The 15,653-nt window shown below is 40.5% G+C and carries 13 protein-coding genes; 6 read left to right on the top strand and 7 right to left on the bottom strand.

Features of this window, described 5'->3' with window-relative positions; translation table 11 throughout:
* Positions 1 to 9: 9 nt before the first annotated feature.
* Positions 10 to 489, top strand: a complete 480-nt coding sequence (locus WKT12_RS02105) for an S-ribosylhomocysteine lyase (RefSeq protein ID WP_007566136.1) — start codon at positions 10 to 12, stop codon at positions 487 to 489.
* A gap of 86 nt (positions 490 to 575) precedes the next feature.
* On the opposite strand, the gene rpsO is transcribed toward WKT12_RS02105, so the two are convergent.
* Complete coding sequence (gene rpsO, locus WKT12_RS02100; protein ID WP_007560687.1) at positions 576 to 845, bottom strand: 30S ribosomal protein S15; 270 nt, start codon at positions 843 to 845, stop codon at positions 576 to 578.
* Positions 846 to 1,150: 305 nt separating this feature from the next.
* Between rpsO and typA the strand changes: the two genes are divergently transcribed.
* Positions 1,151 to 2,953, top strand: coding sequence for a translational GTPase TypA (typA, locus tag WKT12_RS02095; RefSeq protein ID WP_340318649.1), 1,803 nt, complete (start codon positions 1,151 to 1,153; stop codon positions 2,951 to 2,953).
* A 121-nt stretch (positions 2,954 to 3,074) separates the two neighbouring features.
* On the opposite strand, the gene WKT12_RS02090 is transcribed toward typA, so the two are convergent.
* Complete coding sequence (locus WKT12_RS02090; RefSeq protein ID WP_340318648.1) at positions 3,075 to 5,039, bottom strand: LTA synthase family protein; 1,965 nt, start codon at positions 5,037 to 5,039, stop codon at positions 3,075 to 3,077.
* A gap of 160 nt (positions 5,040 to 5,199) precedes the next feature.
* Between WKT12_RS02090 and WKT12_RS02085 the strand changes: the two genes are divergently transcribed.
* Entirely contained in the window at positions 5,200 to 6,561 is a 1,362-nt protein-coding gene (locus tag WKT12_RS02085) for a metallophosphoesterase family protein (protein WP_340318647.1), read from the top strand.
* A gap of 83 nt (positions 6,562 to 6,644) precedes the next feature.
* Here WKT12_RS02085 and WKT12_RS02080 read toward each other — a convergent pair whose 3' ends face one another.
* Entirely contained in the window at positions 6,645 to 7,355 is a 711-nt protein-coding gene (locus tag WKT12_RS02080; protein ID WP_340318646.1) for a glycosyltransferase family 32 protein, read from the bottom strand.
* A 4-nt stretch (positions 7,356 to 7,359) separates the two neighbouring features.
* Positions 7,360 to 8,274, bottom strand: coding sequence for a lysophospholipid acyltransferase family protein (locus tag WKT12_RS02075; RefSeq protein WP_118483840.1), 915 nt, complete (start codon positions 8,272 to 8,274; stop codon positions 7,360 to 7,362).
* Positions 8,275 to 8,401: 127 nt separating this feature from the next.
* Here WKT12_RS02075 and WKT12_RS02070 point away from each other — a divergent pair, with 127 nt between their 5' ends.
* From WKT12_RS02070 to WKT12_RS02060, 3 genes are all read left to right on the top strand, one after another.
* A complete protein-coding gene (locus WKT12_RS02070) occupies positions 8,402 to 10,234 on the top strand; it encodes an ABC transporter ATP-binding protein (protein ID WP_340318645.1) in 1,833 nt (610 codons plus the stop codon).
* A gap of 312 nt (positions 10,235 to 10,546) precedes the next feature.
* Positions 10,547 to 11,500, top strand: coding sequence for a glycosyltransferase family 2 protein (locus WKT12_RS02065; protein ID WP_340318644.1), 954 nt, complete (start codon positions 10,547 to 10,549; stop codon positions 11,498 to 11,500).
* Between the two features lie 4 nt (positions 11,501 to 11,504).
* Positions 11,505 to 12,782, top strand: coding sequence for a glycosyltransferase (locus tag WKT12_RS02060; RefSeq protein WP_340318643.1), 1,278 nt, complete (start codon positions 11,505 to 11,507; stop codon positions 12,780 to 12,782).
* On the opposite strand, the gene WKT12_RS02055 is transcribed toward WKT12_RS02060, so the two are convergent.
* The 3 genes from WKT12_RS02055 to WKT12_RS02045 all read right to left on the bottom strand — a co-directional run bounded on the left by WKT12_RS02055 (position 12,779) and on the right by WKT12_RS02045 (position 15,647).
* Positions 12,779 to 13,762 carry a glycosyltransferase family 2 protein gene (locus WKT12_RS02055; protein WP_340318642.1) on the bottom strand — a complete coding sequence of 328 codons (984 nt, stop codon included), beginning with the start codon at positions 13,760 to 13,762 and terminating at the stop codon, positions 12,779 to 12,781. The two genes, WKT12_RS02060 and WKT12_RS02055, sit on opposite strands and share 4 nt — an antisense overlap.
* 67 nt (positions 13,763 to 13,829) lie before the next feature.
* The gene (locus tag WKT12_RS02050) at positions 13,830 to 14,729 is read right to left on the bottom strand and encodes a beta-1,6-N-acetylglucosaminyltransferase (protein WP_340318641.1); all 900 of its coding nucleotides are present in this window, start codon (positions 14,727 to 14,729) and stop codon (positions 13,830 to 13,832) included.
* Between the two features lie 9 nt (positions 14,730 to 14,738).
* Entirely contained in the window at positions 14,739 to 15,647 is a 909-nt protein-coding gene (locus WKT12_RS02045) for a glycosyltransferase family 2 protein (protein ID WP_445323111.1), read from the bottom strand.
* Positions 15,648 to 15,653 lie beyond the last annotated feature (6 nt).

Genomic DNA, 15,653 nt, shown 5'->3' with positions numbered 1-15,653 from the left:
AAGAGAATTATGAAAAAAATACCAAGTTTTACCGTCGATCACATCCGCCTGTTACGTGGTATTTATGTATCACGCAAAGATACTGTAGGAAACGAAATCGTAACAACCTTCGATATCCGCATGAAAGAGCCGAACCGCGAACCGTGTCTTAGCCCGTCGGCTATCCATACCATGGAGCACTTGGCTGCTACCTTCCTGCGCAATCATCCTGTGTGGGCTGACAAAATCATCTACTGGGGCCCGATGGGATGTCTTACCGGCAATTATCTGGTAGTAAAAGGTGATCTCGAATCGAAAGATATCCTCCCGCTGATGCAAGAAACTTTCCGCTTCATTGCCGGTTATGAGGGAGATGTACCCGGAGCCAGCGCAAAGGACTGTGGCAACTATCTGATGATGAATCTTCCGATGGCACGCTGGGAAGCTGCAAAATATCTGCACGAAGTACTGGAAAACATTACAGAAGCACAACTTCAATATCCGGAATAAACCAAAACGAATCCTATAAAAACAAATCGAGCCGCTCTTCCTTGAGGAGGCGGCTCGATTTGTTTTTCGTTGCAGCAAGTAACGGATTACTTACGCAGACCGAGTTCCTTAACAATGGCACGGTATCTTTCGATATCGCGGCTCTTCAGGTAATTCAGCAAAGAACGACGCTTACCTACCAGTGTTGTCAGAGCTCTTTCAGTGCTATAATCTTTTCTGTTGAGCTTCATGTGCTCAGTCAGGTGAGAAATACGGTATGAAAACAATGCAATCTGTGCTTCAGGTGAGCCAGTATCAGTGTTAGACTTTCCGTACTTTCCAAAGATTTCTTGTTTTTTAGCTGCGTCTAAATACATAATTTTGACTGTTTAAAATATATAAATTTTGATTTTGCGGTGCAAAGGTAAAGATAATCTTCCATATAACAATGAGTTAAGCGAAAAAATATTGATAATCGCCCCGAAATATATTCCTGCGCCTGTCATCTGCACACAAAATTCATCGACAAGGATTTCAAGTATCACGTTTTCAACACCCACCTGTAGAGCCCGGCTATATCGCAATCCGCCAACTTTATTCACCCAAAATCAAGATTTTCACTACAAATATCAAAGAAAAATCGTAACTTTGCACTCCAAATAATATTTCTATTAGGTATAGTATGCAAGATATCAGAAACATTGCCATTATTGCCCACGTAGACCACGGAAAAACTACATTGGTGGACAAGATGATGCTGGCGGGACACTTATTCCGCAATGACCAAACCAATGGCGAATTGGTGCTGGATAACAATGATCTGGAACGTGAAAGAGGTATAACTATCCTTTCAAAGAACGTTTCCATCAACTACAATGGTACAAAGATCAATATTATTGATACTCCGGGGCACGCCGACTTCGGTGGAGAAGTAGAACGTGTCTTGAACATGGCAGACGGATGTATCCTGTTGGTCGATGCGTTCGAAGGCCCGATGCCGCAGACACGCTTCGTACTGCAAAAAGCTTTGCAAATTGGATTGAAGCCTATCGTGGTTGTCAATAAAGTAGATAAGCCCAACTGCCGTCCGGAAGAGGTTTACGAAATGGTATTCGACTTGATGTTCAGCCTCAACGCTACCGAAGACCAGCTCGATTTCCCGGTTCTTTACGGTTCAGCAAAGAACAACTGGATGGGCGAAGACTGGAAAACTCCTACCGGAACCATTACCCCGCTACTGGATGCCATCATAAAATACATACCGGCTCCTCAACAGTTGGAAGGAACCCCGCAGATGCTGATTACATCACTCGATTATTCTTCATATACAGGTCGTATCGCCGTAGGTCGTGTACATCGTGGAACACTCAGCGAAGGCATGAATATAACACTTGCCAAACGCGACGGAACCATGGTTAAATCAAAAATCAAAGAAGTGCATACATTCGAAGGCTTGGGCCGTAAAAAAGTTCAGTCTGTATCTTCGGGCGATATCTGTGCCATCGTAGGTGTAGAAGGCTTCGAAATCGGCGATACAATCTGTGACTTCGAAAATCCGGAACCACTGCCTCCTATCGCTATCGACGAACCGACCATGAGCATGTTGTTCACCATCAATGATTCTCCGTTCTTCGGTAAGGAAGGTAAGTACGTTACTTCACGTCATATTCACGACCGTCTGATGAAAGAGCTCGACAAGAACCTGGCATTGCGCGTACGCAAGACGGAAAATGAAGATGGTAAATGGATTGTTTCCGGACGTGGTGTGCTGCACTTGTCTGTACTGATCGAAACCATGCGTCGTGAAGGTTACGAGCTTCAGGTAGGACAGCCTCAGGTTATCTTCAAGGAAATAGACGGCGTAAAATGCGAGCCGATTGAAGAGCTGACTATCAGCGTACCCGAAGAATTTGCCAGCAAGATGATTGATATGGTAACCCGCCGTAAAGGTGAAATGGTTTCTATGGAAACTCAGGGTGACCGTGTAAATATTGAATTCGATATGCCTTCACGTGGTATCATCGGTCTGCGTACAAACGTACTGACAGCTTCGCAGGGAGAAGCCATCATGGCTCACCGCTTTAAAGAATACCAGCCATACAAAGGTGATATTCCTCGCCGTACCAATGGTTCTATGATTGCCATGGAGAGCGGAACTGCATTTGCATATGCTATCGACAAGTTGCAAGATCGTGGAAAATTCTTTATCTATCCACAAGAAGAAGTATATGCTGGTCAGGTAGTGGGAGAACACGTTCACGAAAACGACTTGGTCATCAATGTAACCAAATCGAAGAAACTGACCAATATGCGTGCTTCCGGTTCTGATGAAAAGGCTCGTATCATCCCTCCGGTAATCTTCTCACTGGAAGAAGCTCTGGAATACATTAAAGAGGACGAATATGTAGAAGTAACTCCGAAGAGTATGCGTATGCGTAAAATCATTCTGGACGAAACAGAACGTAAACGTGCCAACAAGAACTGATAACAGCAGTATATATATAAATACAAAAAAATGGCAGGCTTCGTAAAGCTTGCCATTTTTTTATTTCTGATAATCATAGTTTTTCGCTAATCCTCCAGCACGCAATACAATAAATGCAAATTTATTTTCTGTAAATAAGATTATTTGAATTCATACGTTGCATATACTGCTGGATAAACGATTTCAGTTGTGTTTCCATTGCTCGAAGTGTGTCCTGAGGCATAGTATCCTTCACATCATCTTTCAACAGACGGTCGGTACGGTAGCGATAAGCCTTCAGCACTTTCTCTCCGTCAAACTGAATCATATAATCTCCTTTCACAAACTGATAGACATTTGTACCCATTACATTGTTTACCGAAAACTTATCAGTTGCTGGAGTCTGAAGGGCATCCTGTCCGAAACTGATATACGGACGGTCGTAACCCAGCAATCCCAGTACGGTAGGCATAATATCTATCTGTTCTACAATCTTGTCCTCCATACCGCGAAGCTCCGGCATCCCGGGAGCATAAAACAGAATAGGAACGCTATACAGTCCCAAGTCAGTCAGATACTCAGGATATGTACCAAAACTGGTATGATCGGCAGTTATCACAAACAATGTATTGTTATACCACGGCTGACGAGAAGCCTTTTCAAAAAAGAGTTGTAAGGCATGATCCGTGTAACCGATACAACGCTGAAGCGGAGTCGGTCCGTCGGGGAACTTACCTTCATAACGTTTCGGTAGAGCAAACGGATGATGTGAACTTGCCGTAAACACTGAGGTTACGAAAGGTTGTTTAAACTCTGTCATCTTATCACAATAGTATTGTAAGAACTCCTCGTCCCAGATAGCCCATGTACCGTCGAAATCATCATCCCCGTGATAGCGTGGGTCTTCATTGTATTCCGTACGCCCAAAGTAATCGGTAAACCCTACCGAACGGGCAAATGCCTGAAATCCCATCGAACCGTTCATAGCTCCATGGAAGAAAGCCGAATAATATCCTTTATTTTTGGTCAGTTCACCTGCTATACTGGACACATCATTCAGTGAAGCCGGTGTAAGGAAGAACGGCTCAACAAAACTCGGTATAGACGACAATACCGAAGGCATTCCCTCGATACTCTTTCGCCCGTTGGCATATGTATATGTAAAACTCAAGCTCTTCGTCAACAATGAATCAATAAACGGCGTATACCCTTTGTACTTTCCATTATCCAGATCACGGTTCAGGCTGCCTACAAATTCCTTAGTAAAGCTCTCCCAGATGATTACAACCACATTCATCGGCTTGAACTGTACCGAATCGGCAGGAACATGCACCGGAGAATATACAGCAATCGCTTCACTGTCGGGCATATAGTCGGGAACAATAAAAGCCTTTTTCCCAAGTGTACGGAAAATAGAAAACGGTGTATTCAGTACCACACCCGCATCCAGCGGACGATCTACATACTGATTTGCATTACTAATAGTAATCGGACGCGTAGCAGTCGTCATACCTCCACGCATACCAAACACCGTAAACGGTATGGCAATCAGTAAGGTAACCGTCTGCAACAGATAATATTGCCATTTACTATATACCGGAATATTCCGCGGTGCACGATATAATTTATAGATAGCATAGCAAAATACCGCTGCCAGTACTACCAGGTACCAGTGCGAAATAAATTCATCCATAAAAATGGAAGCTAAATTTCCTCCACCTTCATTGCCAAATTCCTGAAAAACACTCATTGTTGTGCGACGTCCGGAAAAACGGAAATATACACAATCCACCAGATTCGATATCAGGAAAAAACCGTTGACTACCGTAAAAATCCAGCGGACCACCTTATAAAACTTGACATTTTCTTTCCAGTGAAACGGTAGCAAAAACAACAGAATAAACAAGGCATTACTATACAGAATTGCCGTTGTATCGAAGATAATGCCTGCCCCGAACATGTTCAGCGCATACCCTAACGTCAGATTTTCACTGAACAGACGGAAGTTCTCGAGCAAGAAAGTCAGACGGCAAAGCGAATAACACACATAAATAACAAACAAATTCCATATTAAGGAAAGCACATTCGAAAACAATTCTTTTTTCATTGCCAATGTTTTTGGGATTAGGAAAGGCAAAGTTAACGATATTTTTCCAAACCCTTTCAAGACCTTATTTTAAAATAACTTTTCTGTAAAACAGGACGCAAAATAAGATATTTAAAACACCATTTTCTATATTTGTAACCGAATACCAATCTATCACAACATGAAAAAGAAAACTATCATCCGACTTAGCATTACACTGGTTGTCATTGTAGCACTCGGACTTTGGATCAACTCGCGCTGGAGCGCCTGGTTCCATAACGAAGAAGAACTTCCCTATGCACCATTATCAGAACCGGGACGGGTACTGCTCACTTTCGGTGACGAGAACGAATTGTCACGCAACATCAGTTGGCAATACGATTCCATAGTCGTACCGTCACACGTCGACCTGGTAGACACCCTTTCTAAAGATACTATACAGATTGAGGCACAGGGAGAAACCTTCCGTTCGCGCAGTGGAATGGCTGCTTACTATGTAGCCAAACTCCGTTCCCTGCAGCCCGACCGCTATTACACCTATCGTGTATGCAATGAAGACAAGACTTCGCCATGGTACAGTTTCCATACGTACAATCAATCAACCCGAAAAGACTATTCATTTATGTATGTGGGCGATGTACAAGACAGCATCCATGGAAAAGCCAACGATTTCTTTCGCGAAGCTCTGCGCCGCCATCCCGATACCGAATTTCTTGTCTTTGGGGGTGACCTGACCGAACGTCCAACCGAACAACGCTGGGAGGAAACATATCGCGGACTGGATTCCATCGGACAACGCTATCCTGTCATTACGGTTACCGGCAACCATGAATATTTGAAATACATCATTCGCAAACTGGAACGCCGCTTCTCACTGGTATTTTCATACTATCTCGACTCAATGGTCGGAAAGAATCAGGTATATACTCTGAAGTATAACGATATGCAAATCTTCTGTCTCGACAGCAACCGCGAGTTCTTCTACCTGTGGACTCAGAAAAAATGGTTGGAAGAACAGCTCAAGAAAAGCAATGCACGATGGAAGATCGTCGTACTTCATCATCCGCTATACTCCATTAAAGGCAGTATGAACAACTTGTTTCAACGTACCATGTTCAACCCACTGGTAGAGAAATATGGTGTCGATCTCGTACTGCAAGGACACGAACACGCTTATGCCCGTATGACTGCCCACGGTGAAAATGGAGAAGCCCAAGCACCGGTTTATACAGTCAGTCACTGCTCACCCAAAAACTACTACATCGAGTTCGACAAGCGGTTCGACAAGTTCGGAACAGGCAGCCGTTACTACCAGCAAATCCGTGTGCATGGCGATACACTTACCATGAACGCCTACGATGCCACCACCAATGACTTATACGATGCTGTCGATATAATAAAAGATCAAACCGGAAAATCCCGACTGGAAGACCGCGGAAAAGAAATTCCCGAAGCACTGATATTCCATTCCAACGGAGGAAAGAAAGAAGAAGCCTTCCAAAAACGAATTGATGAATACAAACAGCGGAAAGGTATCCGATAATCAAAAAGAGTCGCATCAAACTCATCATCGAGAGTTATGATGCGACTCTTCTGTATTTTAACAGCCCAAACGGGATATCTATCTTACCTGCCAAACAAATAAAACTTCACGGCATTACAGAAATGCTTGAACGAACGTTCCAGCTTCCTGCCGAACTTATGGTCGCGCCAGCTCCCGTACACCCGATGTTCCCCAAAAGCATCTGGACTATGCTTGAAGCGGCTTCTTGGAGACAGCCAATGCGTAGGATAAATATCGATACCTTTCAGATGCTGTTCCTCCTCCTTGCAGACATATCCCCTGCGCTCCGCAATACTCCGCATGATATACGGCGAAACCGTCTGATCCAGCGAACCGTCGGGACGAATAAAATCACGCGTCTGATAATACTCAAAGACCTCCTTACAGAAATCATTTCCCTTTGAACCGATAAAGAATGCGGCCTGAATACCATAATCCGTTTCTCCTTCTTCCCACCGCTCATTAAACGTAGCACATCCGGTTTCAGGAATAAACCGGTCGAAACGCTTACGCAGATAAATATCACTGTCCATATACACACCGCCCTCTTTATATACAGCATAAAAACGGACAACATCTGCTGCGAACGCCCATTTTCGGACTGACAGCGCCTGGTCTATATACTTACAACCGATAGCCTTTGCATCCTCGTACGTCCAGACACGTACCTTATAATCAGGAAGAACACGCTTCCAGCTTGCAAGACAAATCTTAATTTCCAATGGGTAAGGATCCTTGCTGAACCAGCACAAATGAATAATTTTCGGGGGCATGATATTACGATTTTTTAGTGTTCCACGACATTTTCAACCATTCTTCTTTCGTCCGCTTCCACCGGTTATGACTCCATAACCAATAAGCCGGAGCTTCCTTTATCTGTTGTTCCAAGTGTTCCGAATACATATCGGTTAGCCGATACTCAGGCAATTCGGCAGGATGCAAGGTCAATAGTTCAAACGTACCATGATAATACCCACGTTTTACTCTGGTAATCTTTACATAATAGACCGCAGCATCCAGTCGCCGACCGATACGTTCCGTACCCTGAAAGAAAGCTGTATCCCGATGCAGGAATGTTGTCCAGTGATCCATCCCCTCCCATCCCGGAGCCTGATCAGAAATAAAGCCTATCATCACCTTCTTCTCTCCCCGGCTGAGCGTCACCAGCCGGCGCAACGTTTCCTTCATCGGAATTGACTCACCACCGAACTGTCCGCGAAGTCGGAGAAACAACTTATCGAAAGCTTTATTATACAGAGGATGATAAATCTGTCCGCAATGTATCTCTGGGAACCAGTATTGCAAGGAAGCTACATACTCCCAGTTACAATAATGACCCAAGTATAGGAAACAGCATTTCTTATTTTCCTTTTCCAGTGTTTCCTTCACCTTATCCAATCCCGTAAAATTCATCCTTTTCATCATCTGCTTTTTCGACATGGAAAACAACTTGATAGTTTCTACCACATAGTCGCAGAAAAAATGATAGAACTCCTTTTCTATCTTCAGAATCTCTTTTTCACTTTTTTCAGGAAATGAACCGGCAATGTTACGATGCACGATATCCCGACGATATTTTAAACCGTAAAACAACGGCACGAACAATACATCGGAAATAAAATAAAGCACCCTCAATGGTAACAAAGAGAGCAGATACCAGAAGAAAAAAACCAGATAATATATGAATTTCATTGAATTGCCATGTTTCAGTTAAGTTGCAAATTTATAAAATAATATGCAAAAGCCCCTTCTTTGTATCAAAGAAAACAATAAATTACACTATCTTTGTGCACTATATTATAACAGAAGTATTTCCTGCATGAAAGAATTTTTCCAAATGATGCGGCGGTTTATCTCGCCCTACAAGAAATATGTTATCGGCGCAGTAGGTCTAAACCTGTTGTCCGCGGTATTCAATGTCTTCTCTTTTTCACTCCTCATCCCGATACTGAACATCTTGTTTAAAACCGGAGATTCAGAAAAAGTATACCATTTCATGGAATGGGGAAGCGGCGAACTAAAAGATGTTGCCGTAAACAACTTCTACTATTACGTATCCCAACTGATAGACACATTCGGCCCTTCCACTACACTGCTGTGGCTGGGACTCTTCCTTGCGGGAATGACATTGCTGAAAACTGCATGCTATTTCGGCTCTACAGCCATCATGATTCCGCTTCGTACAGGTGTAGTACGTGATATTCGTATCATGGTTTATTCAAAGGTAATGTATCTGCCGCTCAGCTTCTTGTCGGACGAACGAAAAGGTGACATCATTGCCCGTATGAGTGGCGACGTTGGCGAAATAGAAAACTCTATCACCAGTTCACTTGATATGTTGCTGAAAAATCCGATTCTTATCATTTCGTATTTTGCAACCCTGATAGTAACCAGCTGGCAACTTACCCTGTTTACCATCATTGTACTACCGGGAATGGGATGGATCATGGGACGCGTAGGACGACAACTGAAACGTCAGTCACTCGATGCCCAAAACAAATGGAGTGAAACCATGTCACAACTGGAAGAAACACTGGGCGGCATGCGTATCATCAAGGCATTTATCGCTGAAGATAAAATGATAAACCGCTTCGTAAAATGCAGCAACGAATTCCGTAATGCGACCAACCGAGTAGCCATGCGCCAGAGCCTCGCCCACCCTATGAGTGAGTTTCTGGGAACCGTACTCATCGTACTTGTACTATGGTTCGGTGGCTCACTGATTCTAAGTGCTAACTCTACCATCAACGCTTCCACCTTCATTTTCTATATGGTGATACTTTACAGCATCATCAACCCACTGAAAGACTTCTCCAAGGCAAGTTACAACATCCCGAAGGGACTCGCCTCGATGGAACGTGTGGACAAGATTCTGAAGGCTCCCAACAACATCGTAGAACGTCCTGATGCCGAACACATCACCGAAATGAAAGAAGGACTGGAATTCCGCAACATCTCGTTCAGCTACGGCACGCATGAAGTACTCCACGACGTCAGCCTGAAAGTACGCAAAGGACAGACTATTGCATTGGTAGGACAAAGTGGTTCAGGAAAGTCAACACTAGTCGATTTAGTTCCCCGCTTTCACGATGTGCAGGCTGGTGAAATTCTGATAGACGGAAAAAACATTAAAGATCTGGTAGTAAAAGACCTCCGCGGACTGATAGGTAATGTAAATCAGGAAGCCATCCTGTTCAACGACAGTTTCTTCAACAACATTGCTTTCGGTGTAGACAATGCCACCATGGAACAAGTCGTTGCTGCTGCCAAGATAGCCAATGCCCACGATTTCATTATGGAAAGTGAAAAAGGCTACGACACCAACATCGGCGACCGCGGCTGCCGTCTTTCAGGAGGACAGCGTCAACGTATCTCGATAGCCCGTGCCATCTTGAAAAACCCAGCCATTCTCATTCTAGACGAAGCGACTTCTGCCCTTGATACAGAAAGTGAACGTCTGGTACAAGAAGCTTTGGAACGTTTGATGAAGACCCGCACTACTATTGCTATCGCACATCGCTTGTCGACTATCAAGAATGCCGACTGTATTTATGTACTCTACGAAGGCCGTATCGTAGAAAGCGGCAAACACGAAGAGCTGCTTCAGAAAAACGGCTATTACAAACGCTTAAACGATATGCAGGCTCTGTAAATTCTTACCATACCAAACGCATAATATAACAAAAAGATCTTGTACTATTTTTCTTTGGTACAAGATCTTTTATTTTCTCTTCGGCCGCTTTCAATTATTTTTGTACAAAAGTTTTTGGAATTTGTACAAAAAATAAAAGGACAAGCAGTTTTTTTAAAAAAAGAACATTTTACATATAAAAAGAGAACTGTATACTATAACATATATAAATACAAAGATTTTAAAGATATAGAATTGCATGTATTTACTAAATATCTTAACTTTGTATTTTAAACCTTCTCGATAAATATCCCAATAAAAAATCATTTTAATATGGACATATCAAAGGAAAGAGAAAATAAAAAAATAGCCATCATCATTCCAGCTTTCAAGCCTGATTTTTTACAACAAACATTAGAATCTATTAGTTCACAGACTTGTAAAAATTTCAGAGTATACATTGGAGACGATAATAGTCCTCATAATTTACAAAGAATTGTTTCCCCATACATTAATCAATTAGATATTATCTATCACAAATTTGAAGATAATATGGGAAAACAGGATCTTACTAGTCATTGGGATAGATGTATCAAACTTTCTCATGAACCTATTATATGGCTATTCTCTGACGATGATATAATGCCTAAAGATGGGATAGTTCGTATTATGGAAGCGCTTGCTATTTATGGAGAAAATAAGATATTATTTCGCTTTCCACTTAACGTAATAGATGAAAATAATAATATACTATTCAAATCAATAACAGAAACTAAACAGTCTATATCAGGATATCAATTTCTATTAGATAAACTAAACGGTAAAATTCAATCTGCCGCCTGTGAATTTGTTTTTAGCCGCGACACCTACGAAAAAAATTTAGGATTTGTAAAATTTCCTATGGCTTGGTGCTCAGATGATGCAACATGGGTTAAATTTGCGGAATACACAAAACAAATTGTTTTTCTTTCTGGTAATGCAGTACTTTGGAGAAATGCAACAAATAAAAATATCAGCAATTCATCACAGTATAATAAAGAAAAATTCGAAGCAACTTTACTATTTATACAATGGATTATTAAAAGATATGCAAACCTTCCTACTGATCAAAATTTAATAAAAGCATTAGAAAAATATTTATATACAATTATACGCCATTCACTAAATAAGGATATTACTCTATCAGAATTATATAAACTATGCAGAATATTATTCAACTTCAATATCCAACTTTCATGTAGAGTAATGTATAAACATTTTTTTAAAACTAAATTATTTCACAAATAGCCATATGAAAAGAATTCTATTTATAATTCCGTATATTCCTTACCCATTAAACTCTGGCGGAAATCAAGCTTTCTTTAATATGATAGATTATATCCGTAACAAAATAGATGTATCTATACTACTAGCTCCACATTCTTCTTCTGAAAGAAAGCATATAGAAGATTTAAAAAAAATATGGAATAATGTACACTTTTATATTTTTACGGAAAAGGCTCCACAAGTTTCTTCTCCTTGCTACTATTGGATATTAAAAAAAATCAAAGATTCTGCTACACGCAAAATACGTCGACTACTACTTAAATCTAAAGAAAAAGATTTAGCCCGTGAAAAGACTACCATCTTTAATTCATACTTTAAGCCTTTATCAACTCAATACATGGAGTATGTAATTGAACTTTGTAAAGACTTTGATATCGTACAAGTAGAATTCTATGAACTAATATCATTAGGATATTTATTGCCTCCTACTGTAACTAGTATTTTTGTCCATCACGAAATACGATATATTCATAATAAGAATGAATTACCTCTATTCAAAAAAACAACTCCAATTGATTATTTATATTATAAAATAGCCAAAGATTTTGAACAAGCCGCTTTAAAAAACTACAACTATATAATAGCACTTACAGATACAGACAAAGAAATATTACAGAATTTTATTGGGAAAAATCATCAGATTTACACTTCTCCTGCTGTTGTCAAATTAGATACCAACAAAATAAAACCGTTTACCAAAACAACATACCGACTAACTTTTGTAGGAAGTGAAAATCACTATCCTAATTTAGATGCCATAAATTGGTTTGTTAAAGAAATAATCCCTTTCTTAAGAGAACAGAAAACAAAATTTAAACTCCAAATTATTGGAAGTTGGAAAAGTAAATTTATCAAAGAGCTTGAAAGTCAATATCCAGAAATTGAATTAGTTGGATTTATAGAAGACTTACATAGCTTTTTAAATGGAAGTATATTACTTGTGCCAATTCGCATTGGCAGTGGTATGCGAATGAAAATTTTAGATGGAATCATAGCCCATGCCCCAATAATTACAACAACAAAAGGGGTTGAAGGACTAAATTTCAGAAATGAAAGTGAATGTATAATAAGTGATACTCCTCAAGAATTCGCCAATTCTATCACTCATCTTTTAAGCAATCCAGATTTGCAAGAAAGACTTGCTACACAAGCAAATAAACAGTTATTTGCACAATATGATCAAAATAGAATGTTAGAAAGAAGATTAAATCTATATAACAAAATTTTTGAGGAAAAAGGCTAACATACTTTGAGTCTGTCACGCTTGATCGTAATCAGCCACGGACAAATGAATCTTAAATAATTATTCAGATGGAAAAGTCTCAAATCGGAGGCTTTTCCTCCCAAACGCTCACTTAAATACTCACTAAGCTCAACTCTTTTCTTTGCATCGTTCAGCTTTTTTATTTTACGGCATATCATACCATGGGCTAGCCTGCGCTTATACTTCTTCATCTCTGGAAAAGTCCTCTCCATCAAAGAAAGTACATCGATATCTTCTTTTATACGATTCCCCGACTTGACACCTTCTACACTGACTTTTGCGGTATGCTGACGGAACTTATTCAATTCCTCATAAACCTCAATCATATCTCCCTGAAGCAGCATCTGGAACCAGAAACACCAGTCGCCACTGTATCTCATGCTTAAAAAAGAAGAATCGGATAAATTGGTAGCATAAGAACGGCGAAACAATACGCCACTGGCATTGGCAACACAACAATTCCAATACATGTTATGCTCTGCATAAGCCTTTCCCGAAAACCTACAAGCAGATACAGCCGGCTTCTTCTTCCCCCAATAATTGGCTTCTTGTGGTAATATATTACCTTTTTCATCTATATACCGAGAAGCCGTCATGCAAACAGATACATTAGAGTATTTCTGCACCTGTTCCACACAAGTTTCCAAAAACGTAGGTTCACATAAATCATCGGCTTCGGCTATCCATACCCATTCACCTTTAGCCAACAAAATACCTTTCATCCATTGCTTGAAGGGACTTCCTGTGTTTTGTTCATTGACGACAAGGTGAGAAACATGAGGATCGTCCTTATATCTGTCAAGTACCTCTAAACTGTTGTCCGTAGAAGCATCATCCAGAAGTATCAGTTCAAAATCCTGAAAAGTCTGATTCAAGATTGACGACAAGCGCGCATCCAAATAACGTGCGTAATTATAATTGGGAACAACAACACTAACCAATGGAGCTTTTTCATTCATAAACACAGAAATCTACGTTTCAACAGCAAAAATACATAAATAAAAATAACGACATATAGAACTTTCATCATATATGCTGTTCAGAACTGGAATAAAAAGTAAACAAACGTTCTATAATATCAGGATACTTGGAAGAGAATTTACGGGCAAACAAGCAAGGGGAATTTTTTAACTCATCAACATCTTCCAGCCTCCAGACATAAGGACTTCCGCGTCGCCAGTCAATAGCTCTTACACTACCTTTCGAAGCATCCGAAAAATCATAAATATTCGGCCGAAAAGGAGAATTCCATATTAAGGATTGAATAAAGATTTCATCCGGACACAGTGTATATCTGAATGTTTTCATGATATACGATTTTCTGTCAACCAGATAATGACAAAAATCATTAGTGATACTCACCCACGTAAATCCTTTATAAAAATGATCCCAATCGTGCTTCCATTTAAATTTGATCAATTTCTGAATACCTAAAAAAACATTACGGGTAAAAGCTGTTATACCATGTACAAAGGAAGAACCTTCTTTAAAATATTGGGTAAATAAATAGTATCGATAAACTTTACGATATACATCTTTACGATGACTTGGTTCATTCCAGAATCCGATAAATTCTTTTCCCGCATGTTTCTGAAAAAAATCATGGATATAATCTTGTGTCTTGATCGGCAAATCCACTCCCGATAATAAATGATAATAAGCATACGGTCCATTTTGCAACGCAGCTTCAAACAGCCGATATTCTACTTCAACCTGAGAAAGGTCACCCCAATATACCGCTATACGGTTTTGCAGAATTATCAATTTACCTTTCTTCAACTGAAAATTCTTGAACTGATTGAATAATTCAACGGCACGGGCATCCACATGCAAATAAATATCATTACGCTCATCATCAAGCATGAGCAATAATGTTTTTAACACGTCGGGCTCATTATGAGCTATTATCAGGTATGCATGCTTCATATCTTCCAATTATTTATTCAGGTTCTTGAAAAAATCTGCCATTGTATGGTCTTTGTGTATATATCCGTCTGCCTGCAAACGGTCGAAGACACGGCTTCCTATCACACGGTCGTACTCCTCATTCAGTTTTCCTTCTTTATACAGGCCATAAAAATAGCGCCAGTGACGTCCGCCATGTTTGCTGGGATTCTGCTCCAGCTGCTTTCCGCCATTAATCATTTTCTCCAGAAACTGCTGACGGCCTCGGATATTATAATGATAAATACGGATATCACTCTTGCCGGAACGCTTGGGGAACATGGCTACCTTATGATTTCCCATCGAAATCTGGATGTATCCACGGGTACGGTGCATTACCTTAGGTATCTGACGGGCAAACAATGAATAGAGCGATAAATCATATTTTGCAATATCTTCAACCGGGTCGACCGTGTAGCTCCATGCTTCAAAGTTTTTTCCTTCTTCGGGATATACACAGTACATGGCACATTTTATCACGTTTGCCGAAGTCTGCTGCAACGTATCTTTTAAAGAAGATGATGCAGGATACCAAAACTCATCGGCATCGGCATTAATCACCCAGTCGGCTTTATAAACAGTCTTGGCACGCCACACCATACGGTCTACCCATACTTTCTGACGATAGTCGGTGGCTTTCTCCTCTATTATCTCTTTTATCCACCCCTTTTCCTGATACTTACGCAGTATTTCAGGAGTCTTGTCTGTGGAATTATTGTCTGTTACGATAAAAAAATCGACCCCTTTCTGCTTATGGAAAATCAGGTTTTGCTCCAGAATGTCTTCTTCATTCTTTACCAGTAGTGTCATGCATACTACCGGATTTTTTACTTTGCACAAGGAGAAAGGCATCTCTGCTATCGCACAGGCTACCTTTTTTAAAAGCAACAACAGGTTCATAAAGCT

Origin of the sequence: Phocaeicola sp. HCN-6420 (assembly GCF_037890145.1) — a bacterium.
Classification (GTDB): domain Bacteria; phylum Bacteroidota; class Bacteroidia; order Bacteroidales; family Bacteroidaceae; genus Phocaeicola.
Note: the sequence above shows the minus strand (reverse complement) of the source record. Positions and strands in the feature narration are given on the sequence as shown.

Bases quoted from the DNA above. Each gene is read 5' to 3' on its own strand.
- WKT12_RS02105 (WP_007566136.1), top strand. From the start codon at position 10: ATGAAAAAAATACCAAGTTTTACCGTCGATCACATCCGCCTGTTACGT.
- rpsO (WP_007560687.1), bottom strand. From the start codon at position 845: ATGTATTTAGACGCAGCTAAAAAACAAGAAATCTTTGGAAAGTACGGA.
- typA (WP_340318649.1), top strand. From the start codon at position 1,151: ATGCAAGATATCAGAAACATTGCCATTATTGCCCACGTAGACCACGGA.
- WKT12_RS02090 (WP_340318648.1), bottom strand. From the start codon at position 5,039: ATGAAAAAAGAATTGTTTTCGAATGTGCTTTCCTTAATATGGAATTTG.
- WKT12_RS02085 (WP_340318647.1), top strand. From the start codon at position 5,200: ATGAAAAAGAAAACTATCATCCGACTTAGCATTACACTGGTTGTCATT.
- WKT12_RS02080 (WP_340318646.1), bottom strand. From the start codon at position 7,355: ATGCCCCCGAAAATTATTCATTTGTGCTGGTTCAGCAAGGATCCTTAC.
- WKT12_RS02075 (WP_118483840.1), bottom strand. From the start codon at position 8,274: ATGAAATTCATATATTATCTGGTTTTTTTCTTCTGGTATCTGCTCTCT.
- WKT12_RS02070 (WP_340318645.1), top strand. From the start codon at position 8,402: ATGAAAGAATTTTTCCAAATGATGCGGCGGTTTATCTCGCCCTACAAG.
- WKT12_RS02065 (WP_340318644.1), top strand. From the start codon at position 10,547: ATGGACATATCAAAGGAAAGAGAAAATAAAAAAATAGCCATCATCATT.
- WKT12_RS02060 (WP_340318643.1), top strand. From the start codon at position 11,505: ATGAAAAGAATTCTATTTATAATTCCGTATATTCCTTACCCATTAAAC.
- WKT12_RS02055 (WP_340318642.1), bottom strand. From the start codon at position 13,762: ATGAATGAAAAAGCTCCATTGGTTAGTGTTGTTGTTCCCAATTATAAT.
- WKT12_RS02050 (WP_340318641.1), bottom strand. From the start codon at position 14,729: ATGAAGCATGCATACCTGATAATAGCTCATAATGAGCCCGACGTGTTA.
- WKT12_RS02045 (WP_445323111.1), bottom strand. From the start codon at position 15,647: ATGAACCTGTTGTTGCTTTTAAAAAAGGTAGCCTGTGCGATAGCAGAG.